The 25,327-nt window shown below is 43.1% G+C and carries 17 protein-coding genes and 1 pseudogene; 10 read left to right on the top strand and 8 right to left on the bottom strand.

Annotated features, from left to right (window positions below):
- A pseudogene (locus tag B3X18_RS00635) lies at window positions 1-299 on the top strand (phosphate--AMP phosphotransferase); the annotation flags it as partial.
- A gap of 41 nt (window positions 300-340) precedes the next feature.
- On the opposite strand, the gene B3X18_RS00640 reads toward B3X18_RS00635, so the two are convergent.
- A complete protein-coding gene (locus tag B3X18_RS00640) occupies window positions 341-838 on the bottom strand; it encodes a hypothetical protein (RefSeq protein ID WP_005023114.1) in 498 nt (165 codons plus the stop codon).
- 186 nt (window positions 839-1,024) lie between these two features.
- On the opposite strand from B3X18_RS00640, the gene B3X18_RS00645 reads away from it, so the two are divergent.
- The 6 genes from B3X18_RS00645 (at window position 1,025) to B3X18_RS00670 (ending at window position 15,066) form a co-directional block, all read left to right on the top strand.
- Window positions 1,025-4,717: an exodeoxyribonuclease V subunit gamma gene (locus B3X18_RS00645; protein WP_005023116.1), complete on the top strand. Its 3,693-nt coding sequence runs from the start codon at window positions 1,025-1,027 to the stop codon at window positions 4,715-4,717.
- Complete coding sequence (locus B3X18_RS00650; protein WP_005023118.1) at window positions 4,714-8,418, top strand: UvrD-helicase domain-containing protein; 3,705 nt, start codon at window positions 4,714-4,716, stop codon at window positions 8,416-8,418. The genes B3X18_RS00645 and B3X18_RS00650 overlap by 4 nt, the downstream gene beginning before the upstream one ends.
- An 87-nt stretch (window positions 8,419-8,505) precedes the next feature.
- Window positions 8,506-10,266 (top strand): exodeoxyribonuclease V subunit alpha, encoded by a 1,761-nt coding sequence (recD, locus tag B3X18_RS00655; protein WP_016801151.1) that lies wholly within the window; start codon window positions 8,506-8,508, stop codon window positions 10,264-10,266.
- Between the two features lie 854 nt (window positions 10,267-11,120).
- Window positions 11,121-11,390 carry a 30S ribosomal protein S15 gene (gene rpsO / locus B3X18_RS00660; RefSeq protein WP_005016930.1) on the top strand — a complete coding sequence of 90 codons (270 nt, stop codon included), beginning with the start codon at window positions 11,121-11,123 and terminating at the stop codon, window positions 11,388-11,390.
- Between the two features lie 247 nt (window positions 11,391-11,637).
- A complete protein-coding gene (gene pnp, locus B3X18_RS00665; protein WP_171057104.1) occupies window positions 11,638-13,731 on the top strand; it encodes a polyribonucleotide nucleotidyltransferase in 2,094 nt (697 codons plus the stop codon).
- A gap of 96 nt (window positions 13,732-13,827) precedes the next feature.
- Window positions 13,828-15,066 (top strand): magnesium transporter CorA family protein, encoded by a 1,239-nt coding sequence (locus B3X18_RS00670; RefSeq protein ID WP_034671094.1) that lies wholly within the window; start codon window positions 13,828-13,830, stop codon window positions 15,064-15,066.
- A 54-nt stretch (window positions 15,067-15,120) separates the two neighbouring features.
- Here B3X18_RS00670 and B3X18_RS00675 read toward each other — a convergent pair whose 3' ends face one another.
- The 6 genes from B3X18_RS00675 to B3X18_RS00700 form a co-directional block, all read right to left on the bottom strand.
- Window positions 15,121-15,453 (bottom strand): chaperone modulator CbpM, encoded by a 333-nt coding sequence (locus B3X18_RS00675; RefSeq protein ID WP_034671095.1) that lies wholly within the window; start codon window positions 15,451-15,453, stop codon window positions 15,121-15,123.
- A gap of 12 nt (window positions 15,454-15,465) precedes the next feature.
- Window positions 15,466-16,419: a DnaJ C-terminal domain-containing protein gene (locus tag B3X18_RS00680; RefSeq protein WP_005405721.1), complete on the bottom strand. Its 954-nt coding sequence runs from the start codon at window positions 16,417-16,419 to the stop codon at window positions 15,466-15,468.
- 155 nt (window positions 16,420-16,574) lie between these two features.
- A complete protein-coding gene (locus B3X18_RS00685) occupies window positions 16,575-17,036 on the bottom strand; it encodes a DUF2147 domain-containing protein (protein WP_005016918.1) in 462 nt (153 codons plus the stop codon).
- 324 nt (window positions 17,037-17,360) lie between these two features.
- On the bottom strand, window positions 17,361-18,236 hold the full coding sequence (locus tag B3X18_RS00690; RefSeq protein WP_005023129.1) for an Hsp33 family molecular chaperone HslO: 876 nt from the start codon (window positions 18,234-18,236) through the stop codon (window positions 17,361-17,363).
- Window positions 18,237-18,285: 49 nt separating this feature from the next.
- The gene (locus B3X18_RS00695; protein WP_005023131.1) at window positions 18,286-20,118 is read right to left on the bottom strand and encodes a cation:proton antiporter; all 1,833 of its coding nucleotides are present in this window, start codon (window positions 20,116-20,118) and stop codon (window positions 18,286-18,288) included.
- An 83-nt stretch (window positions 20,119-20,201) separates the two neighbouring features.
- On the bottom strand, window positions 20,202-22,427 hold the full coding sequence (locus B3X18_RS00700; RefSeq protein WP_034676133.1) for a primosomal protein N': 2,226 nt from the start codon (window positions 22,425-22,427) through the stop codon (window positions 20,202-20,204).
- A 155-nt stretch (window positions 22,428-22,582) separates the two neighbouring features.
- Between B3X18_RS00700 and gspF the strand changes: the two genes are divergently transcribed.
- From gspF to B3X18_RS00715, 3 genes are all read left to right on the top strand, one after another.
- Complete coding sequence (gspF, locus tag B3X18_RS00705) at window positions 22,583-23,788, top strand: type II secretion system inner membrane protein GspF (protein ID WP_005023135.1); 1,206 nt, start codon at window positions 22,583-22,585, stop codon at window positions 23,786-23,788.
- A gap of 37 nt (window positions 23,789-23,825) precedes the next feature.
- On the top strand, window positions 23,826-24,263 hold the full coding sequence (gene gspG / locus B3X18_RS00710; RefSeq protein WP_005023137.1) for a type II secretion system major pseudopilin GspG: 438 nt from the start codon (window positions 23,826-23,828) through the stop codon (window positions 24,261-24,263).
- Between the two features lie 336 nt (window positions 24,264-24,599).
- A complete protein-coding gene (locus B3X18_RS00715; protein ID WP_005023139.1) occupies window positions 24,600-24,935 on the top strand; it encodes a hypothetical protein in 336 nt (111 codons plus the stop codon).
- A 77-nt stretch (window positions 24,936-25,012) separates the two neighbouring features.
- On the opposite strand, the gene B3X18_RS00720 is transcribed toward B3X18_RS00715, so the two are convergent.
- Window positions 25,013-25,327: nitrilase-related carbon-nitrogen hydrolase (locus B3X18_RS00720; protein ID WP_286934977.1), on the bottom strand; the 315-nt coding region annotated here is incomplete at its 5' end.

Raw genomic sequence — 25,327 nt, forward strand, 5'->3', positions numbered from 1 at the left:
TTGAAAAAGACCTAACTGACAGTCAAACTCTGGTGATCAAATTCTGGCTGGCGATCAGTAAGGACGAGCAGGCCAAGCGCTTTCAGGCCCGTGCCGATACGCCACATAAACGTTTTAAAATTACAGATGAAGACTGGCGTAACCGCGAAAAATGGGATGAATATTTAAAAGCTGCTGCTGACATGTTTGAGCGGACCAGTCCTGCATGGGCGCCTTGGCAGGTAATTGCGACGAATAATAAAGAAGCCGCTCGTATACAGGTACTCGAAGGCATTCTGAAAAAACTACAGGCTGATTAGTCAGCCTGTAGTTTTTTAATATTGAGTTATAGAGATCATTTTTAAGCTTTTTGCATTTTCTGCTGAATATTTCTAGCCATTTTATAGCTTTCCTCAACATGGGCTTCGGCTATCTTCTTCATGATAATATAACCCAGACTTGCTGCAACAATCTGACCACCGAGCGGAATAAATTTGGTCACCTGTTTAGTCAATACTTTACCGACCATTCCATTTAATGACTGCTTTGCCGCAGTACGGGCAACTACCAAGCCAGAAAATTCTACGCCACGTTTACGCAGCTCATTCCAATGAATTTGTTTGGTTTTTGCGTCATACACACTGATCTGGTCAGGGGTCAGACCAAAACGATGGTTAATTTCCGGCAATAATTGCGATAAAATACCGATGTCAATCACGACATCAAAAAAAGGAATTGGAATTACGGCCGCCCCGGCGGATACGTAAGCACGTTTTTTGACCAGTTCCAGACATTCTTGACGAATCTGTTCTAAATTCAGGGTAGGATCAATGGCATCAGGAATCTTGTCTATTTTCATTATATGAATACCTTATTCAGTGAAGTGTTAATTTTCCAATTGAATCACTATTAAGATACGTATTTCAAAGAAATTTTGTACCTATGGATGATGTAAAAGTGACATGGCCAGCAGATGTTGTACAGTGAATTATCTTTGTGATTTTGTGCACAGAACTTGAATATTTGTTATTAGGGTAAAAAGAATATGGGGATTCATGTTATTCAAAGCCAGCGTATTGACGTATTGGTACACGGGGTGCTTTCTACCTTGGGCCAGCCGGCAGTACATCCGCTTGAAGTCTTGAAAACCCAACACTTTGTGGTACCGACTCCAGCTATCGAGCAGTGGCTGACCCAGAAAATGGCTGAAGAACAGGGCATTAGCGCCAACCAGCTGTTTCACCAGCGTATACGCGGTTTCCAATGGTATGCCTATCAACAGGTACTGGCTGATAAAGATAAGGTCCGTAAAGCCAATATTCCACGTCTGATTATGAAGTGGCGGGTTTATCAGGCCTTGGGTCCTTTTATTGAAGCTGAAAAATTACAGCTAGATCAGCAGCATCCCCTATATCCGATTATTTGCCGGATTTACGATACAGCCGAAGGACTTGAACCGGGTATCATCCGGCAGCTCAAGAAACAAGGCATGCTGTACTGGGTAGCTGAGCAGGTCTCTAGCCTGTTCAGCAACTATATGGTTTACCGTGGCTATTGTACTAAAAAAGGGTGTACAGAAGTTTGTCGTTGTCCAACCAACTGGCTAAAAGCATGGGGGAACAACCAGCCACTTGATATCGAAGCATTATTTTATACAACAGGCACTGAAATCTCTGTCTTTACCTTGAACCAGGCACATGAACTGGAAGGCTGGCAGCGTTGGCTCTGGCAGGAAGTATTTCATGAAGACTTCGAGCTGATGCAGGAAATTGATGCCGAGTTCTGGCAACAGCTGGAGCAGGAAGCAACGCGCAAGCAGGCGCTTAAACGTTTGCCTCAGCAACTGGTGGTATTTACATTACTGGATCTGCCACCGATCCAGTTACAGTTTTTGCGCCGTTTGGGACAATATATTGATGTCTTCATTCTGCACTACAACCCTTCGCAGGAATACTGGGCAGATAGTGTCGATCCGGTCTGGAAAAAGCGTTATGACCTGCGCGTAAAAGAGCGTTTTATCAGCAAAAATCCGCAGGCAACCGATGCCGATATCAAAAAGTTTTTTGAGGATTTCACCCTGCATTTTAATGCAGAAGTCAGAGAGTCGCGTCATCCGCTGCTGACCCGTTTTGGCAAGCAGGCACGTGACCATTTTTCATTGCTGTCGAGTTTATCCTCAGGGGAAGAAGGACAATGGGTAGATGCTTTTGTTGACGAGTTTCCTGATAATCTGCTGGGTAAATTACAGTCAGATATCCTGTATCTGGCAGAACCGCAGAAACATCGATATCCACTAAATGCAACAGATGATTCTATCCAGATTCATGTCTGTCATTCTTCGTTACGTCAGCTTGAAGTCTTAAAAGACCAGCTGACTTACTGGCTCTCGCAAAACTCAAAAGACCAGCAGCGTAGGCCTAGCGATGTTTTAGTGCTGGTACCTAATCTAAAAGAACTTGAACCTTTAATTCGCAGTGTGTTTGCTGTTGCCCCTAAATACGGTATATCTAGCACTGATTCTAATATTTTTCAGGCAGCCAACAGAGAGCGGCAGGTTCATCTGCCTATTAAAATTGCCGGTGTGGCACAACTTGATGCCAGCAATGCTTGGCGCGCAGTTCTGGAACGAATTCAGCTGGTGCGTGGCCGCTTCACCTTGCAAGAATTTTCAGACTGGTTAAATCTGACGGCAACCCAACAGTGTTACGGACTGGATGTCAATCGCAGTGAACGTATGCTGGTCCTGCTGGCTGCAGCCGGCTTTAAACGCGGACTGGATGCCCGGCATTTACAATATAGCCTGAGCCGACATGATGAGGACTTCCGTTTTACATTCAAATTTGCACTAGACCGGCTGGCACTGGGCATTGCTATTCCTGACCATACGATTTTTAATGAAACCCTAAGCTTTGCCCAGGTACAACCGAGTGACTTTGAGCTGATCGCCAAGCTGATCGAAATTTATCAAGACTTTGACCGGCGCCGGGACTGGCTACTGTGCCATGAGCTGGGAGAACGAGTAGTAGTTGAGAGCTGGTTACAGCGTTTAAATGAAGATATTGCAGAATTTGAACAACAGGGCGTTACTGCACTAAAACCGGTACGCGAAATTATTCATAAACAGATTAGAATGCTGACACTGGCCAACTTTTATAGTGAGCAAGAAGAGCAAAATTTACGCGGTATCTGTTTACCCTTGGCATACCTCATTGAAGAAATTAATACAGCGCTCGATGCGCAGATTGAGCAGGCGGAACCTACCGGCCAGATTACCTTTAGCCAGATCGGGCAAATCCGGCCCTTACCGTACCGCTTGGTTGTCATGCTAAACCTGGACAGTGGCACGTTTCCAAGTCGCAGCCAGCGGTTACCTTTTGACCTGATGGATATACTGCGTCCACAGCTGGGTGACCGCTCACGACTGGAAGATGATCAGGGTGCATTTCTAGATGCATTACTGTTAGCTCAGGAAAATTTATGGCTATTTTATAATGGCTTTGATGTTAATGACGGGGAAGTACGTGAGCCATCGAGTACCTTGCAGGAATTTGTACAGCATCTGGCATTGATTGTCGCTTCTGAACAGCCCGATGAGGTGATAGACCAAAAAATTTCCCTGAATGGGATTGAAGTACCCCGACAGCTTCAGCAGCTTTATCACGTTCATCACCTGCAACCTTTTGACCCGGCTGGTTTTGCCACTGAAAAGCTGATCCGCTATCAGGATCAATGGTTTAATGTGGCACAGCACTTACTACAGGCGCGTGGACAACGCCAGCCGTGGGCAAACATACCATATCCGTTAAATACTGAAAATATTAAGGTTCTCCATAGCCAGCAATGGATACAAGATGTCATCTTTCCAGCGCGACTGTATTTAAAGACCTTAGGTGTTGAAAATCTGAGTTCGAGCGAAAGTACAGCCCAGCATGAACCCTTAATACTGGATGGATTAGGCCGCTATGCTATTCGAGATTTTCTCTATCAGCAGAATAGTGTGAGAGAACCACAAATACTGATGCATCAGCTGCCGGTTGGAAAAGTGGCACGTAGTACCTGGCAGATCAGCCTGGCTGAACAGGAAACTTTAAAGGCTCGTCTGCAACGTTATGCACCCGAAGTTACTCCTGTCACCCAGCAGATGTGGAAAGTCAGTGCTGAACTGCATATGCAGATTAATACTCCTCAAGCAGGTATGACTAACTGGGTCAGTATGGAGCCATCTAGCGCACGGGCTAAGCGCCGCGCCAAAGTCTGGCTTGAATATCTTTTATGGTTGGCTTATTTGAACCAGTCAGAAGAGACAAGCCGAAAATTACAGCGTGTGGTCGTCTTCAGTGACCAGACTGTAATCTGTGTGGGTGTCTGTTCAGCAGAAGCACGAAAGCTGCTTGATCCTTGGTTTAAGGCTTGGCAATATGGCCAAAGTCAGCCGCTGGTTTTACCGGCTGCCCTGATATTAAGTGTGGCTGAAAAGGGTAAAAAGCATGAATGGACTGAAAATGAAGCTGGCCAGAAAGTCATTAATAATTTTGATGCGCTGTTAAAAGACTGGAATGAAACCCATCAGTACAGTTCATTTTCCGCAACAGAAAATGAGGCGGTACGGCTCCACCGTGACTGGCAGTTTATCTTGCAGGAACAGGACGCCACTGCCTTACTGGAGCATTGCTGTAAAACTTTCTCTTATGAGTTATATGCACCTATTTTTGAATATCAGCGGGTTGAAACAACATGAATGAGCCACAGGCTATTTCGGAATATCCGATTGCTGATATGTATTTCTCTGGCCTGCATCTGATTGAGGCCTCGGCTGGCACAGGAAAAACTTATACCCTGTCTAGCCTGATAGTGCGTATTCTCATTGAGAAATATCTTCCCAACCAGATTATTGCCACCACTTTTACCCGAGCAGCGGCAGCTGAACTAAAAAGCCGGATTCGTAGCCGTTTGGTAGAAGCCTATCAATATTTTAATGATTGTCAGGATTTGACAGAAATTGAAATGTTGCATAAGGCGGAACAGGAAAAAGATCCCCTGTATCAGGTGCTCTGTAAACAATTTTCGACACAGGTTGGTTATGTCTGCGAACGACTTAAACTGGTCATAGACCAGCTGGATGAACTGTTTGTCAGTACGCTGGACAGTTTTAGCCAAAAATTGCTGCGTGAGTTTGCCTTTGAAAGTGGCAAAATTGAACGGGCACAGTTAACTGAAGATGCTAAGGCCTATAGTCAGCAAATCGTCCATGACATTTTAAGAGAGTGGATTCAAGCTCAGCCGCAGCCCTTGATTGACTATTTACTGTTAAGCAAACAGCTCAAAAATACTGACGGTTATCTGGCGATTGTAGAAAACAGCCTGAATTTCTCTTCAGCCCAGTTTATGCCTGTTGCCGCACCAGTCATGGATTTGGAACAGTTTGAAGCGGAGCTGGATCTCTTGTTAAAACTGGATCTGTCTTTAGTAGAAGGGCTAGCCGATTATTATCGGGCAGATGGACAGCACAATAGTATAGTCGGAAAAAAATGGCGGACTGAGCAGTTAATGGAAACAACGCTGTGTCAGAATCTGCCAGATTTTATTAAGGCTTTACATACCCAGCGTTCTTATGCCTTATTTGCAGCACACTGGACCGATATCTTTAAGTGTATTACAGATCTGGCCACAAAAAAGGTTCTAAATAAATGTGCTGCCGAGGTGCTGGAATACTTTGAAAATCATCAGATTATCCAGGGTCTGCGCCGGTTTTGCGAATGTGTAGCCAATTTAAAAACTGATCTTTCCCGGTTAGATACCTATTTACAGTTTTATATTAGTCAGGAAGTGCGTAAGCGCCTTCCACAATTACTGCAGCAGCGTGGGGAAACCACATTTTCACAGCAAATCCGGACTTTGGCTGAGGCTTTGCAGGGTGAACAAGGTCAGCGTTTTGCAGTGTATGTCCAAGCCCGTTATCCCCTGATTGTGGTCGACGAATTTCAGGATACCAATCAGGATCAAGATAATATGCTGGCCAGTATCTGGCGGCATCCACAGCGACATCAGCACAGCTGTATGATTATGGTCGGTGATCCAAAACAGGCAATTTATGGTTTCCGGGGCGGAGACATGCTGACTTATATCAAGGCCCGGCAGGATGTTTTAATCAAACAGGGTAAACTCTATACCTTAAGACAAAACCACCGTTCAGTTCCTGAACTGGTAGAAGTGGTCGATGCGCTATTTCAACGTGAAGTCAACTTTGGTGAAGAGGTTATTTATACCCCGATTCAGGCAGGAGCACGTCAGCATCCGCCTTTGACCGACCGGCAGCGTAAAAACTACTGTCCACTACGCTGGGTCCAGCTTAGTGATAAAAACAAAGAGGCCGAACAGGTTGCCTGGAAGATTCGTCAATTATTAAATCATGGTATAGCCAAAGAGTTGTTATTTGACGAGTCGGGCGGTCAGCGTCCTCTGAATGAAAATGATATTGCTATCCTGTCCAAGAATCATGATGGGCTAGACAAAGCCCAGTATGCTTTAGAGTCTTTAGGTATCCGGGTTAACCGGCCTTCTAAGCGTAGCGTATTTGACTGCCAAGTGGCCCGTGATGTTGGAGCACTGTTGACGGCTATCATGCATCCGTATGATGAGGGTAAGGTTAAACGGGCTTTACTGAGCCGGTTACTCGATTTTAATTTGCAAAGTCTGGTCGAGCTGGAGCAGCGCACTGATGGTTTGAGCAGTTTTATACACAAGTTTGATGATATCCGTGAATTATGGCTGGAACGTGGTTTCCTGAGTGCCTGGCAGTACTGTCTGCAACATTTTCAGGTCTGGCAGAAACTGGTAGCCATTGCCAGTAAAGATAACGAAAGGGCTGTAGTAAATCTGCGGCATTTAACCGAAGTACTGAGCCAGCATAGCGAAATTTATCCGGGTGCCAAGAATCTGTATTATTGGTATTTTAAACAGTTACAGTCACCAAGCGAGCGAGAATGGGAACTGGAACGACGCCTGTCTAATGAAGCAGGTGTACAACTGATGACCATTCACCAGTCAAAGGGACTGGAATTTAAGGTGGTATTTTTGCTGGGTGCTGACAAAGCATTTAAGGAAATGAATAAAACCCTGAATTTCTCTACGGTTGAGCAGTTAAACCCTGTAACAGGTCAGCTTGAAAAGCAGCGGGTTATTGCGGTAGCAGACAAAAACCTGCTAGATGAAAATGCAGTAAACCAGCATCAGGAACGTGCAGCAGCAGAAAACCGCCGTCTCTGGTATGTGGCCTTAACCCGCGCCAGTCACCGTGTTTATGCCATGCTGCAAGATACTGAAGGTAAAGCCAAGGACAGCCTGGCTTTCTGGCGTAATCGGACAGAGCCTTTTGTACATCGTCACTGCATGGATGAGCCGCTTCTAGAGCAGCTACCGGCAAAAGTTTCTGCCAGTTCGGTCTCAAAGCAAATCAGTGTCCAAGCCTTGAATCTGCCCCAGCAGCGTTTTTATCCTCGGGCCAAAACCAGCTTTAGCTATCTGGCGCAGCATCTCAAAACTAGAAAAATCTTTGATCCGCTTGCAAATGAAGTAAAGCGACCAGAAAGTGCCGAAGACGAGTTGCATGTAGTAGATAAAGTGTACTTACCGGCAACCCAGCCCTTAAGCTGGATCAAACAGAACTTTCCAATGGGTACTGTTGCTGGTAATTTCCTGCATGAGATTTTTGAGCATATTGATTTTCAGGAGCCGGCAGACTGGATACTGGAAATCCGCCGCCGTTTTAAAAATGATTATAGTGGACTGTGGAATGAATTACGGGACAAATATCAGCGGGATTTTCCCGAACAGGCAGAAGATGAACAGCTACTGTTAAACTGGCTGGCAGAGTGGCTCCAACAGGTACTTGCCACCCCATTACACGCAGGTTTTAAGTTAAAGCAGTTACAACCGGAACAGCATTTGGCTGAATTTCCGTTTTGTCTGGCACTTTCAGATCATGTACTGGCAATTCAGCGAATTCACCAGCTGTTTGCTGAATACGGGATTGATATGCCTGAACTAAATCCTGCCGAATCCGCGCGTTATCTGAATGGTTCCATCGATCTGGTTTATTTTGATGGTCATCAGTATCATATTGCCGATTATAAGAGTAATTTTCTGGGTAGTGATCAGTCAGACTATAATCATGCCTCAATCCGAGCCAGTATGTCACATTCAAGTTATTGGTTACAGGCTGGTCTTTATCTGGTTGCACTGCATCGTTATCTGAGTATACAGATGCAAAATTACGAGATCAGCCGGGATCTGGGCGGAGCAAGCTATCTCTATCTGCGTGGCATGAACGGTCAACCGGATCATGGCGTGTATCACTGGAAACCCAGTACAGAATTTATCCTGCGACTTGATGCTTTATTAGGTTATTTTATTGAAGATAAAATGAGTAAAATTGCTTAATAAGTTATTTGAAATATTTTATAAACAAAAATTTAACTTGTGGATAAATTTGTTTATAACTCTGTAGATAACTATGAGGATAACTGTGTGGAAAATAAACAGCTTCATGAAAACTCCCAACAGCAATGGATCAGTACATGGAGCAGTTTTATTACACAGGCCCCTTTTCATGCGGGTGAAAAACATGAAAATGCTACTAATATAATTGTCCAGGTTCTCGAGGCTCTTCAGCAGGGCAATAGCTGTATTGAAGCCACCGAGGATCAGGTCAAGGTTTTAAATAATCTGGTAGGATTTGAGCAGCAGGAGCACTTGCCGGTTGCGCCATTTATATTTGATGGTAGCTCATTATACTTGTACCGCTACTGGAACTTGGAAACCCGACTGGCAAAGCAGATTGAACGCCTGTGGCAGCAGCAGATTCCTCCGGTTGACCTGACTGCCTATTCTGGGCTGTTACAAGATAAATATCAGAAATCTGCTCTGACAATGGTTGCCGGAAAAATACTGAGTATTATTACTGGCGGACCGGGAACAGGCAAAACCTATACACTGGCACGTATTATCGCGGTTCTTAACCAGGCTATTCCCGATATCCGTATTGCTATGGCAGCGCCTACGGGAAAGGCTGCCCAGCGTATGCAGGAAGCACTACGTTATTCTTTTCAAGATCCCAAATTACTGGAATCTGGTTTGATCACACAGAGCCTGCAAATGCAGACTACTCAAACCATTCACCGGCTGCTTGGGCTGGGTCAAAACCAGCAACCGCGTTTTCATAGCCGGCAGCCGTTACCTTATGATGTTATCGTTATTGATGAAGCTTCCATGCTTGACCTGGAGCTCGCGACCTTACTATTTGAAGCTATACCAGATCACTGCCGGCTTATTTTACTTGGAGATGCTCAGCAGTTAGCCTCAGTTGAAGTAGGCTCGGTTCTTGCTGACCTGCAACAGATTCCTGCCTTGGCGGAACACCGGGTCCATCTGGTAAATAGCCGTCGTTTTACAGAAGATGCACTTATTGGAAAAATGGCCAAGTTTATCCAGCAGTTTCAAGCTGGAAAACCTCATACAGAGATTCTGGATTATTTCCAGCAACAGATTGTACCGGCTGACCAACTTTCAGCTATTACATTAAGTCATGATATGCAGGATCAGGTACAACTTGAATTCTTGCCTGCTTCAGCTCAAAGCCTGAATTGGACAGAATTCTATGAAAAACTGATGCAGGGTTATTTACCTTATCTTAAAGCACTTAAAAATTATTTACAGGCAGAAGAAACTTCTGAGGATACAGTCAAACCTCTGGTTCAGGCATTTGACCATTACCGACTGCTTGCAGCTACCCGACACGGGGCATTAGGGCTTGAGAAACTTAATCAGTATGCTAAACAATGGCTGAATCAGGCTTTGAAAACAATTGCAGTAGGTGACTGGTATATTGGCCGTCCAGTTATGATGACCTATAACGACTATCAGCTGGGGCTTTCAAATGGTGATATCGGTATCTGTGTTCGACATCGGGAGCATCCTGACCAGTTTGAAGTTTATTTTCCCAGTCTGAACAAATGGGTGGCTGCTACACGGCTACCTAAAAATATTGAAACAGCATTTGCGCTGACTATTCATAAGTCACAAGGCTCAGAATTTACTCATACCGCAGTTGTATTAGACCAGACAGCGAAAAACTTGTTAAGTCAGGAACTGATTTATACAGCCATTACTCGAGCTAAGAAAGTAGTGAGCTTACTGGTAGACACGGAAGCATTTGTCCAGTCTTTAACAGTAAAAACCACCCGTAAAAGTGGATTGGTTAGTAAAATTAATAGAAAACTAAGTTTGTGAAATAAAAGTTAATAATAAGCCTTGTTGTAAGTTTTTGCTTACATCAATTCGAGAAATTAGCGCCTAGAGCTAATGCAGAGTTTCTGAGATGATGGCTTCACATAAAAAGCCTAGCACGGAAAGCTAAGCAATAATCGCATTATAACTATAATCAGTCGAATGACAGCGAACTTGCATGAAGTAAGTGAAAAAGAGGAAACTTACAGCCGCTAAGCCTTGTAGTTTTGGGAGAGACTACAAGGCTTTTTTATTGCTTGTTAAAATGTCAAAAGGACTCAACCATAAATACACCAATAGATAAAATTTACTCATTTGTAGGTTTTAGCTTACATATTGATACGTAAAATACGACTTTTATACATAATTAGATCTGACAAAATATTACACATAAGGAAATATACAATTATATACAGGACATTATTAATTCATTCATAATAAGATTGGCTTAAAGAAGTTAAGAACAACTATAAATTAAAGAATAATAACGAGAAAAGAAGAAACTACAGCGCAAAAAAAGCCCAAGCCTAGCTTGGGCTTTTTTTTAAATAATTATTTTTAGAATTGGCAAAATATATTATCTTTAAAAAGTTTAATAAAGTACTAAAATAATTAAGGGATTCTGTGAGTTTCAATTTTATAAAACATAAGAGATATTCATAAAAAATTTAAGGCGGAGAAAAATCATAAATCGGTCAGGGTAAAGGGTTAAATCAGAAAAACAGCCTGCAATTTTTGCAATTAGAGCGTTTTTCGCTTAAAATATGACGCTTGCTGTAGTGATGCACGGCAGTCAGTTTGGCTCGGTCAAACTGGTAGGTATCAAAACTCTTTTCAAAGCATCTCGGAGAAATCGAATGGCTTTAACAAATCAAGATCGCGCAGAGATTGTTGCTAAATTTGCTCGTGCTGAAAACGACACAGGTTCACCGGAAGTTCAAGTAGCTTTGCTGACTGCTCAAATCAATGATTTACAGACTCACTTCAAAGCTCATAAACATGACCATCACAGCCGTCGTGGTCTGATCCGTATGGTTAACCAGCGTCGTAAGCTACTTGATTACCTTAAAGGTAAAGACACTACACGTTATAGCGATTTGATTGCTGCTCTAGGTCTGCGCCGTTAATCTGGCAATTCCTATTTTGTTTTCGGTAAGTCGAATGATCAATTTTTCGTTTGCTGAGAATGAAAGTGTATCTGCTTTTGCAGGTTAAAGTGAGAAGGGGCGAATAGTTCGTCCCTTCTTTTGTGTTTAAAACTAGTGAGGTGCGGCTTCTAAGCTTTGTCATTTATCATTGCTGTCGGGAATGATATGAATGTCAAACCTTAGGGGCCTCCACTAGAATAAAATCAGGATATTAAAATATATGTCGATGTTTAACATTGTCCGTAAAGAATTTCAATTTGGTCAGCATCAGGTTGTACTGGAAACTGGCCGTGTAGCACGTCAGGCGAATTCCGTGCTGATCACTATGGGTGGTGTTTCTGTACTGGTTGCTGTAGTTGCTCAACCGACTGCCAAAGCTGGTCAGGACTTTTTTCCACTGACTGTAAACTATCAAGAAAAACAATATGCTGCTGGTCGTATCCCGGGCGGCTACGGTAAACGCGAAGGCCGTGCATCTGAAGCTGAAACTCTGATCTCACGTCTGATCGACCGTCCAATTCGTCCATTGTTTCCAGAAGGTTACTACAACGAAATTCAGGTAACTGCGACCGTTGTTTCTTCTGACAAGACCATGGATGCCGATATCGCTGCTATGCTGGGTACTTCAGCTGCGTTGTCAATCGCTGGTACACCATTTCGTGGCCCAATCGCTGGCGCACGTGTTGGTTTAATTAATGGCGAATATATTCTTAACCCGAACCATGAACAGTTAAAAGAAAGTGATCTTGATCTCGTGGTTGCTGGTACTGAAACTGCGGTACTGATGGTGGAGTCTGAAGCCAAAGAGCTTTCAGAAGACCAGATGCTGGGTGCAGTACTCTTCGGTCATGATGAAATGCAGATTGCTATTCAGGCAATTAAAGAATTTGCAGCAGCAGCAGGCGCGACTGAGTCAACCTGGGTTGCACCTACTAAAAATGATGCACTGCTTGAACAGCTAAAAACTGCTTTTGAAGCTAAAATCTCTGAAGCATATACAATTGCTGTAAAACAGGAGCGTTATGCAGCTCTTGATGCCTTACATGCTGAAGCTATTGCACAGTTTGTTCCTGAAAATGACGAGACTGGTATTGCTGATGAAGTAAACGAACTGTTCGAAGAGCTGAAATATCGTACCGTACGTGACAATATCCTGTCAGGTAAACCACGTATCGATGGTCGTGACACTAAGACTGTACGTGCACTTGATGTACAGGTTGGCGTACTGGAACGTGCTCACGGTTCAGCATTGTTTACCCGTGGTGAAACTCAGGCTCTGGTTACTGCAACACTGGGTAATACCCGTGATGCGTTGATGGTTGATACACTGTCAGGGACCAAAACTGACAACTTCATGCTGCACTATAATTTCCCGGCGTATTCAGTAGGTGAGACTGGCCGTGAATCTGGTCCTAAACGTCGTGAAATTGGTCACGGACGTCTGGCGCGTCGTGGTGTACAGGCTGTACTTCCACCGGTTGACCGCTTCCCGTATGTTCTACGTGTAGTATCTGATATTACCGAGTCAAACGGTTCATCTTCTATGGCTTCTGTCTGTGGTGCTTCACTTGCACTGATGGATGCAGGCGTACCATTAAAAGCTCCAGTTGCAGGTATTGCAATGGGTCTGGTTAAAGAAGGAGAGCGTTTCGCCGTACTTTCTGACATCTTGGGTGATGAAGATCATCTGGGTGACATGGACTTTAAAGTAGCCGGTTCTGCTAATGGTATTACTGCCCTTCAGATGGATATTAAAATCGAAGGTATTACTGAAGAGATCATGGAAGTTGCCCTGAATCAGGCATTTACTGGTCGTATGCATATTTTGAATGAAATGAATAAAGTCATTTCTCGTGCTCGTCCTGAAATTAGTATGCATGCCCCAACATTTGCTGTGATTACAATTAATCCAGACAAGATTCGTGATGTTATTGGTAAGGGCGGCGCGACAATTCGTCAGATTACTGAAGAAACTAAAGCTGCAATTGATATTGAAGATAATGGTACCGTTCGTGTTTTCGGTGAAACTAAAGCTGCTGCGAACGCTGCAATTGCCAAGATTCAGGCCCTAACTGCTGAGGTTGAGCCAGGCAAGATCTACGACGGTAAAGTTATCCGTATTGTTGAATTTGGTGCATTTGTAAATATCATGCCAGGTACTGATGGTCTGTTACATATTTCACAAATTTCAAATGAGCGTATTGCTAACGTGACTGATGTTCTTAAAGAAGGTCAGGAAGTGAAAGTTCAGGTTGCTGATGTAGATAACCGTGGCCGTATTAAACTGACGATGAAAGATATTGAACAAACTTCTAACTAAGTTTGTTATCAATTTGAAATGAAAAGAAAAGCCTGCTTGATGCAGGCTTTTTTTATGTCATGATGCATATGTAAATTTTTATAATAATTATCAGGTATGCAGGTTTATTATTTCTATCGACATCTGAGCGAACAGTGTATTTTTGTGAGTCATCAACCCGAAGAAGGCCACGAGCTTGAGTTTATCTGGATTGATTCGACCCGTGACGATGTAATTAATCATGTTAAAGACTGGCAGAATAAAATTCATGAGCTTTCACAGCTGTCCCTGTCTGAATATCATGTCAAAGATATTTTAAACGTAGAGCATCCATGTACTTTCGATAGTACTGAAGAATACAATTTACTGATCCTTAGAAAACTGGTTACGCCAGATGACCAGATCAAAAATATTGATCTTGGACTGGAACCGCAGGAAAGTGCTTTTGGTCTGGCTACCACGCCAGTCAGTTTTATTTTTAACCCTGATCTATTAATTACAGTGCGGGAAAAAGGCAATACTATACTGGAAGTCTTTATCCACCGGCTTCAGGCCAGCCTCAGTTGCAATATTGATGATCCTGGAAAACCACGAAAACTCGCTACCTCTCCTTTTGATCTGGCATTACGTCTTTTATGTAGCATTATCGATAACTATCTCGATATCCGAATGCCATTAACACGGCGGGTTGAATACTGGCAGCGTGAGTTGCTGCAGGGCAGAAAACGTTTCAAACAGTGGCATCAATTATTTCAGGAAATGACTCTATTTCAGCAAATTGAAAATCTCTGTGAAGAACAGATTGAGGCTATGCAGGAAATCCGTGATGAAATTGTTCAGAACTATCATCATCTAATGGGAGAAGATCTGGTTGATCCTCAGGATATCCTGTTGATTCGACTGGATGATCTAACTGGCCATATTGAACGGGTACAAAAGCATACCACCCGGCTTCGAAACTCCATACAAAGTGCCATTAATCTACATTTCTCTGCTATTTCCAACCAGACCAATGAAAATATGCGGATTCTGGCGATTATTACAACTATTTTTGCGCCTTTGACCTTATTAACCGGTATTTATGGAATGAACTTTGAATATATGCCGGGACTTAGTGTAGAGAACGGGTTCTGGCTCATGCTGGTAGCCATGCTATTCTGCACAGTTTTGCTCATTTATCTATTTTACCGGCGACATTTGCTGGGGCGGGGAGAGCGCAGTATTCTGGATCTGCTGGCTCAGCAGCATCATCAGCGTAATGTAAATCTGTCCTGGTTACTCGATGAAGAAAGGTATCATTCAGCACAGCAGCAGAGAAAACGGGCCAGATTTAAATTACGTAAATCGGTCGATTAATTTTTCTCTACTCCAGAGTTAAATTTTATAGTTTATCTGGCCCAAGTTATACAGCTATTTGGGTTTAAATATGCCAATTTGTTTGCGTAAATGCTGAACTTCATCAATCAGATCCAGCATTACTGCAACTGCAGATAAACTGGCATTAAAATCACGCTGTAAACGGTAAGCCTTACGGGCACGAGCTACATCTTCGCCCAGAAACTGATATGAAGATTGCTGAGAGCGTACTGGTAAGATATCGTATTCGAGCAATTCCAGAACCCATTCCTGACTCTGTCCACACACTTGAGCAAAATGTTCAAGATCTAGCATAGATTGTTCGTCAATAATTTCAGAGTCATGTTGGCCCTGATATACAACTTCACGGTAATGAATAATCGCCATTTTCCATGCTCCTTAATAAGCGCGAGGCTGATAAGATACGAATGCTTCAGCCAGAGATTCATAAGCCTGCTGTTGCTGTGCAGTGGTTGCTGGTGGCACTACAATGTTCAAGATAAGATAAAGATGGCCCGGTGTTTTATTTGGAATTCCTTTATCCTTCAGGCGAAGTTGTTGGCCAGACTGGGCATTTTTAGGCAGGTTTACATTCAATGAACCGGCTGGTGTATTTACGGTAATCGCTTTGCCTAGTGCAGCCTCCCAAGGAGTAACATTGACGGTATAATAAACATCCGTACCATCTACTCTGATTCGGTCAGTATCACGATACTGTATTTCAATATATAAATCGCCATTCTCGCCGCCATTAATACCGAGCTGACCTTGACCGCTTAGGCGGATTTGCTGGCCTTCTTTCATACCTTTAGGTATTTTAACCTGTAAGGTTTTGCGCTGTACCTCTGGTTCCCCATATGCATTTACAGTCGGAATCTGCAAAGTGATATTTTGGGTCGCTCCCTGATAGCCGACTTCTACATCAATTTCGATCTTGGCGTGCTGGTCTTCACCACGATAACTACGAGGCTCGCGCTGGTACTGATAGTGGCCTCCACCAAATCCTGTACCAAAACGACCAAACAGGTCTTCAAAACCATTAAAATCTGAAGCATCTCCTTGAGAAAAACCTTGCCGATAGAAACGGCTGCCATCAAAGCCACCCTGACCTGCATTCTGATTAAAGCCAGAGAAGCCTTGTGGATGATCCAGCATCTGGTCATATTCAGCCTTCTTTTCCGGGTCACTTAACGTATCATAGGCAACATTAATGGCCTGCATCTGTGCTTCCGCATCTGCTTCTTTACTGACATCAGGATGATATTTACGGGCCAGTTTTCGATAACTTTTCTTGATTTCTTCAGGACTGGCATCTCGTGAGATACCCAATTGTTCATAATAATTTTTTTCCATAGATCAGCTCTACGTCTATTCATTTATCTGTTTTAATTCATTATTGGAGTTGTATAAAAAAAAGCCAGAGTAAAGCATTAGTTATATTGTTTCAAAGCGTGACAAAAAAAGCCCCGAGAACTGGAGCTTTTTGATTTAAGTTTCAATTAAATATTCTAGTATTTAACCCAAGTCACACTACGGCCTACGACGGATACACCTACGTAGCCTCTTAGCGTGAGGTGTTTGCCATTTGCATTGACCTTGGCCTTACCCTTATAAATTTTTCCTCCGATCGGATCAAGTACACGACCATCAATGTATTCATATGGATTATTTGGATTCTGTTTAAAGTTATAAATAAAGGGAAGGCCAATAAAAGGCTTACCTTTTAAATCACCTGGACAGTTTTCACATATTTCCATTTTTGGGCGGCCAGGTACTGCACGAGTTTCTACGATTGTGCCGGTATAAGTACCATCTGCATTTTTCTTGACCATTACATCAGCGCGGGAATAGCCCGTCCGGTCATCTACCGTTTTCCATTTACCGACTAAAGGATCAGCGCTTGCAAAACTTAAAGTGCTGATCGTTGTAAAAAAGATCCCCGCAGCCATGCAGGACAATAGTTTCTTCATGAAATGAACCCCAAATATAAAATAATAATTTTTTCAGTCTTGTTTTAGAGTAAAACGCCTAATTTATAACGGCTCATCTTTAAAATTTCAACTAAAAAATCAATAGGATATTGCGATAAGGAGAAAGTAGTAAGACAGTCATAAAATCTGAGCCAGCTTTGGTATAGAGGAAGTTAAATTTTTTATTTATTAATCAAAAACTTATTTTTAGATAAAGATATAAGAACTTCAATATTAAAGCGTGAGAAACAGGTAAGCGAATAAGGAAAATAATAAAAAAGCCCTAAGGAATTAGGGCTTTAAAATTCTGATTCTTAGTAATTTTTAACTGAGATGTTCGCCAAACAGGCCCAAGGCTTCTTCAGCAGTGAAAGTATATTGTGCCTGGCAGAACTGGCAGTCCATTACGATTGGATTCTGGAATTCAAGTGTTTCACGCACAGCACTTACGCCAATCTGTTGAAGAGCAGCAGCACAACGCTCTTTTGAACAGGTACAGCCAAAACGTAAATGTTCAACCTCAGGCAAGCGGACGTCCTCCTCGTTATAAAGACGATAAAGTATTTCCTCGGCGCCAAGTTCGGTCAGTTCTTCCGATTTTAATGTTTCAGTCAGCATGGTTAACCGTGGCCATAAGTCTTCATCCACGATTTGCTGTTCTTCTTCACTGTTACGTGGTAAAAGCTGAATCAGTAAGCCACCGGAACGCTGTTCATTACTGGCCAACACTAACCGGGTCGGAATTTGTGCAGACAGGTCATAATACTGCATGAGACATTCTGCTAAAGTTGAACGGTCAAGCGGTACAATCCCTTGGTAGCGTTCACCAAATTCGGGTTCGATATTGATAAAGAGCACTGGATTGACCAGAGAGCTGAGTACGACACTACTATCTATGGCCTCGCCAAAACGTGGATCTTCTTCATACTCAGCCAAGGCGCGGACCTGACCTAAATGAGTACACTCAGCCATAGCCCATTTAAAAGTACCGGCAGCCTGAATTTGTAAACTGATACGGCCCTTAATTTTCAGGGTACTGGCCAGCAGTGCAGTCGCACTTAGCATTTCACCAATTAACAGCTGTACGGCGGGTGCATAGGGACGCTGTGCCAGAATAGTTTGTAAGGCTTCTTCAAGATGAACAACTTCACCACGAACAGGGCTATTCTCAAGATAGAAGCGTTGACGTAAATCAGACATAAATTTCTCCAAACCCTGTCTTTATGGTGTCTTTATTTTAAAATACAAGTTAATTTTGACCACCCTGTGTAACATCACTACGATAATATTCCACATTCGGGTTTAAATCAGATTCTTCATATCTTGCCTGTACCTGCTCATTATAGGCAAACAAATGTTTGAGCTCTGCTAAAGCATTGCCATGGGTTTCATAAATTTTATGATCATCACGATTAAGACGTTGTTGCTGTTTAAGCAGTATTAAGTCGTGCTGGCGAAATGCATCTACTTGCTCATGGGCTTCTTCTAAGGATAAACCATGAGCATGTAACATATATTCTGCCATATCTAATGCAGAAAGCTGGGTTTCCCGCCAGAAATGTTCTATTCCCATATCACGTAGCAAATGTACGTGATAGCGGTCGCGAGCCCGTACCAATAGTTTTAGTTCAGGATAGTTCAGCCGTATATAGCGTACTGCATTCATACAGTCCTCGACATCATCAATGGCGATAACGAGTATCTTGGCCTGTTCAATACCGGCCTGTTGCAGGGTTTGAGAATCAGTAATATCTGCCTCAATAAACCGTCCGCCATACGCTTCAATAAACTCTGCTCCAGGCTGATTATTATCAATGATGGTAAAGGGCAGCAGCTGCTGATGGGCAACTCGGGCAATAATTTGACCAAAACGGCCAAAACCGGCAATGATCAGTGCTGGAGAGGCTTCAGTATTAACATCATCTTGTCTGGTTCGTTCGGGTCGCTGTTTTATAATGTGCTGGGCCAGTAAATAGATAAATGGGCTGAGCAACATTGACAATACAATAACTGCGGTTAGCTGGTTCATTATAACCTGTCCAATTAACTGTTCTTTTAATGCCGCATACAGCACTAGAAAAGTTAGCTCTCCGCTCTGACAAAGTCCTAAACCCAACAAACTTGCATTACTCCAGTTCAGGCGCGAGTAATGTCCAAGTACAGCTAATACAATTGACTTAATGATCAGTAGGGCCGCAACCAGAGAGACAATAAAGACTGGGGACTGTGTAATCACAGCGAATGAAGCATATAAACCAAGACTTAGAAAGAAAAAACCGGACATCAGGCTACGAAAAGGTTTGATCATGGTTTCAAACGCATGTCGAAAAGGAGTATCTGCCAGTAACATCCCTGCCAGTAATGCACCAATCAGCACATGCAGCCCTAAAGCATCTACGGTAAGAAAAATGGCCAGTACGGTAAACAGGGCTGTAGCGGCCATCAGTTCGATACTGTTTTGTTTGGCCAGATAATTTAAAAATGGCTGGATCAGATAACGGCCAAAAAGAAAAACGCCACTAATAGTTGCAAGAGTTGCAGCAAAATAGGCAATCCCATGCTGTGAACTTTCAGTACGGGTAAATAAGGGTAATAAGGCAATTAGGAATATGGCGACCAATGCCTGTGCCAGAGTAACTGCAAGTGTGTATTGACCAGTAGTGGTATTAAGCTGTTCATATTGTGTCTGTAACTGCAGGGCCAGAATCATGGCAGAGAGGGCTAGAGCAAAACCGACAATAAAACTGTTCAGCAGCGGTAACTGCAATACAGTTATTCCCAAGGTTACGATGAGCCCTGCAGTGATAACAATTTGAATACCACCTAGTTTAATCAGGTGTGATCGCATCAACCAGATTCGTTGCGGCCTGAGTTCCAGTCCTATCAAAAATACAAGAAGAATCGATGCATAATCTATAAAATTCTGAATCAGGGAAAATTTAATCAGATTAAATCCGCTTTGACCCAGAATTAAGCCTGTCACCAGATAGCCGAGCACTGATGTCAAACCTAAACGTCTGCTCAGGGCTACCAGGATTAAGGATGCTCCAAGAAAAATCGTCATATATAACATCAAAGACATAAGTTTATCCCGGGCGTTTGTTTTGTTCTTTGTACTATTAAACCTGAAAATACTGCCAAGCTGTAGAGGCCGCTCGTATCTGTCTAGCTGAGTTCCTGCGGGTCAACGTCAATACTCAGTTTTAACTGATGCTGTCGTGACTGTTGTACTACCATCGCCCACCATTGCCGTAAATAAAAATGCAGCTGTGCCCGGTCAGCTGAAAGCAGGACCAGATGGGCCCGGTAGCGACCCGCCTTACGCTCCATAGGGGCAGGGATAGGGCCCCAGATATCAACCTGACTACCTGCAAGTTCACGTAGCTTACGAGCAATTTCAGCTACAAATTCCTGACTGTATTGCTGGTTTCTGGAGTCGGCTCGTACCAGTGCCGTATAACGATAAGGCGGCAGCTGTGCCTGCTGGCGCTCAATGAGTGCTTGTTTGGCAAAAGCACGGTAGTCTTTCTCGATCAATGTAGTTAACAGTGGATGATCAGGCCTTAAAGTTTGCAGATAGACTTCGCCTCTGCGGTCTCCACGGCCAGCACGACCAGCCACCTGAATGATGAGCTGGGCTGTACGTTCCGGCGCACGAAAATCAAAGCTGAGCAGTCCGGCATCAATATCCAGAATCGCAACCAAGGTCACGTAGGGAAAATGATGGCCCTTGGCTAACATTTGGGTACCGAGTAAAATAGCAGGCTGGCTTTGATGAATCCGCTGATAGATACGGTCCCATTGGCCAACCCGGCTGGTACTGTCACGGTCCACACGAATTACATCAAAATCTGGAAAGAGCTCGGTCAGGGTTTCTTCAACCTTGGCAGTGCCCATCCCGAGCGTTTTTAAGGTCGTTTGCTGACATTCGGGACAGCTTTCCGGTACACGATGAATGGAACCACAATGATGACAGTGCAGATGATTATAGGGCTGTGTATGCAGAGTAAAATGCGCATCACAATGGGGGCAGTTGGCCTGCCAGCCACAATGATTACAGACCAGTACCGGCGCATAACCACGTCGGTTTAAAAAAACCAGCACCTGTTCTTTTTTGTCCAGCCGCTGCTGAATCTGCTTGATGAGCTGTTCACTAATTCCATGCTGTTTTTTGGCTACTTTCAGATCTATTAACTGCATTTTGGGTAAGACCGCATTGCCAGCCCGCTGGTTAAGTTCCAGTCGTGTCAGTTTATTCTGTTCTACCAGATGATAGCTATCCAGACTGGGTGTGGCTGAGCCAAGAATAATCGGACAGTTTTCCAGATGGGCACGGTAGAGAGCTACGTCACGGGCATGGTAGCGAAAGCCTTCCTGTTGCTTGAATGACAGATCATGCTCCTCATCCAGAATAATCAGTCCCAGCCGGGGCAACGACGTATAAATTGCTGAACGGGTTCCGAGAATAATGGAAGCCTTGCCGGTTTGGGCATGCTGCCATGCTTGCAAACGTTTGGATTCACTCAAACCAGAATGTAATAGTACAATATCTACATTAAACCGTGATTTAAACCGGGAAATGGTTTGAGGTGTCAACCCGATTTCGGGAACCAGAACCAATATCTGCTTGCCCTGTTTTAGTACTTCGTACATCACCTGCAAATAAACTTCTGTTTTGCCGCTACCAGTCAAACCATCAAGTAAGAAGGCCTGAAATTTCTTCAATGATTTTAAAATACGCTGAATTGCTTTGTGCTGTTCTTCATTGGGTGTGAGTGGCATTTGCGCCAGCTGCACCGGTTCAGGCGTGGTATTTATTGCTGTTAATTCACAGCGAACAATTTCTTTTTTTTCAAGAGTTTTTAAGGTGGCAGTTTCAACACCACTTAAATTCAGAATGTCTTCTGTTGTACCGGCTGCATGTAATTTTAAAATCTTATAAGCATCTTGCTGCTTGATTGAACGCTTGAGCAGCTGTTCTGCATCAGGCTGTACCACCTTCCAGACTCGAGCCAGCAGATTTAGCGGTTTACCCTGACGCAACAGGCCGGGTAGAGCACATTGCATTACCTCACCCAAAGGAAATTGATAATACTGTGCAGACCATGTCAACAAACTTAAAACTTTGTTGTCTATAATGGCTTCCTTGTCGAGCAGCTCAGTAATAGTCTTAAGCTTGATACGCGGATCAGGCATAACATCGGGAGAGATTTTCTCTACAATGATACCAATCAGATTCTGCCGTCCAAAAGATACTGCTACCCGCGCACCGACTTCTGCCTGTAAGTATTGTTCGGCACTAAGCAGATAGTCAAAACTATCATAGAGATGAACAGGTACAGCTACCCGGACACGGTATATACAGCAGTTATTATGGGACGAGCTAGGCATATAAATTTCGTTAAAGGTTTTAGATAAAATGGCGTCATGCTATCGACTCGGTTATATTACAGTGAGCAAGCGGACAACAACATGAATATGAATGATCTGTATTGCCTGATGCAACAGCAATGATGATAAATTTTGGGAAAAACTAGAAAACTACAATGCCAGCATATCAATTTACTGCAATGGATGCTTCGGGAAAGCAGCAAAAAGGCATACTGGAAGGCGATTCCGCACGTCAGATACGACAGCAGCTGCGTGATAAAGCATGGATTCCGGTCAGTGTCGAACCAGTAGAAAATAAAGAAAAAGGTCAGACCAGATCATGGCGCAAAAAAGGCTTAAATGCCTATGACCTGGCACTTATGACCCGTCAGCTTTCAGTGCTGGTCGCGGCCGCAATTCCGTTAGAAGAAGCTATTCGGGCTGTAGGCAAACAAAGTGAAAAAGTACATGTACAGAATTTACTGATGTCGGTACGTTCCAAGGTGCTCGAAGGCCATTCACTGGCTCAGGCTATACAACAGTCTGGGCGTTTTCCTGATCTTTATATTGCCACCATCGCAGCGGGTGAGCGTTCAGGGCATCTGGACCTAATTCTGGATCAGCTGGCCGACTATACAGAAAACCGCTTTGCCATGCACAAGAAAATTCAGGGGGCAATGATTTATCCGATTATCTTGATGCTGATGTCATTTGCGATCGTAATGGGATTAATGACCTATGTAGTGCCGGATATTGTAAAAACATTTGATCAGAGCAAGCAGGCACTTCCCGCCATTACGGTTATTTTAATGAAGACCAGTGATTTTATCCGTCAGGCTTGGCCATTTTTACTGGTGATCAGTGTAGTGGGTATTATGCTGCTGATACGTTTTTTAAAGACTTCAGCCGGCCATTATACCTTTGACCGCTTTGTACTGAAGTTGCCTCTCTTTGGTAAATTGGCTCGTGGTATCAATGCTGCCCGTTTTGCCAGTACCCTGTCTATTTTAACCCGCTCCGGCGTACCTTTGGTTGATGCGCTTAAAATTGGTGCGGCGGTCAGTAATAATTGGGTAATCCGGGATTCTGTCAATCTTGCCGCAGAAAAAGTAACAGAAGGCGGTAACCTGGCGACCCAGCTTGAACGTGCCGGTTATTTTCCACCAATGATGGTACAGATGATTCGCAGTGGCGAGGCATCCGGTGAGTTGGACCGCATGCTGGAGCGGGCATCTACCATGCAGGACCGTGAAGTGGCTACTTTTATATCTACGTTACTGGCTTTGCTGGAACCGCTGATGCTGGTTCTCATGGCCGGTATTGTGCTGGTAATAGTAATTGCAGTGATGTTACCTATCGTGAATATGAACAATATGGTTTAATTTTTTTAAAGACTATAAGTAAAGTGAGAAAATTTTAATGCAGAACAAGAGTTATCGAACCCGTCAGTCTGGTTTTACCCTGATTGAAGTCATGGTGGTAATTGTGATTTTAGGTGTACTGGCAGCGCTGATTGTACCGAATGTAATGGGACGAGGTGAAAAAGCCAAGATTGATACCACAGTCATTACCTTAAAAGGTGTAGCAGGGGCATTGGATCAATACAAACTCGATAATGGCCAATTTCCTTCAATGCAGGATGGGGGACTGGATGCATTGGTTAATCAGCCAGCGACAGCCAAGAACTGGCTACCGGGAGGTTATGTAAAAGGGGGCTACCCTAAAGATAGCTGGGATAATGATATCCAGTATGTAATTCCCGGTTCAGAAGGCCGTAGCTATGACCTGTATTCATTTGGCGCAGATGGTAAACAGGGTGGTGAAGGTACAGATGCCGATATTTATTACCAGCCGTAAGTTTTATAATATTTAATACGAGTATAAATAAAATGAGTATGGCGAAAGGAATAGAATGATGGGGTTAAATTTAAAATATAAATAGTAAATAAATAGCTTCACTTAATATAGACAGTAAATATTAAGTGAAGTGATAATAATTCTTGATATTTAATATTATTTAAATAATTGTTTTTAATTAATTTTATGATATGATTTTATTTAATGTTAATAATAAGAATTATTTTCATATCGAATAGTTACAATAATAGTGAAACATGAATAAAAATAAACTTCTTATTTAAAAAAAGATTGAATAATATATTTATAGACAGTAAATGTCAGGGAGTCATAAATATGAAAGCAGTCTTATTCTCAGATAATTTAAACTCACTGCATTTAACCATGCTTAAATCTGTGCTTTTGGTGCTGAGCTTATTACCTGTCAGCCATTTCATTTTAGACTTCTGGCAAACCGTAGAGGGCAGTAGTCAGATTATGGTGGGTTTCTTCGCAACCAGTTTAATAGGTGCTTTAATTTTTTTAAGTTTCTGGGCTGCTTTAAAAACTAGTGCTGTAGAGCTCACAATGAAAATACCCAATCGCTGGGAGCAGTGTATGCTCAAATTATATCGCCATCTGCCAATGAGTGTTCTGGCTGTCATACTTTCTTATCTGAGTGTTCAGCTTTGATTTTAATGCCTATTTAAAATGTACAAAAAACCGGATGATGAAATCCGGTTTTTTTATCTAGAATAAAAATTTAGGCCTTAGCGTCGCGATTTAAATGAAACATCTACTTTACGTGGACGATAGATCCAGCCCAAGACCAGAAGAAAAAGTGAAAAGCCCAGAATCGGCCAGTCGCTAAAACGGTTATACCAAGTTTGGCCTTGCATGGCCGGCAGTTCGCCGCGCAGTACAAACTCCTGATCAGTTGGAGCCTGTTTTACTATATGACCGGTATGATCAATAAATGCTGTTACACCTGTATTGGTTGCCCGGATAAACCAGCGTCCATTTTCTTTGGCCCGCATCTGAACCATTTGTAAATGCTGCCAAGGTCCAGCTGTACCAGTAAACCA

The organism is Acinetobacter sp. UBA6571 (assembly GCF_002434085.1).
GTDB classification, from domain to species: Bacteria; Pseudomonadota; Gammaproteobacteria; order Pseudomonadales; family Moraxellaceae; genus Acinetobacter; species Acinetobacter radioresistens.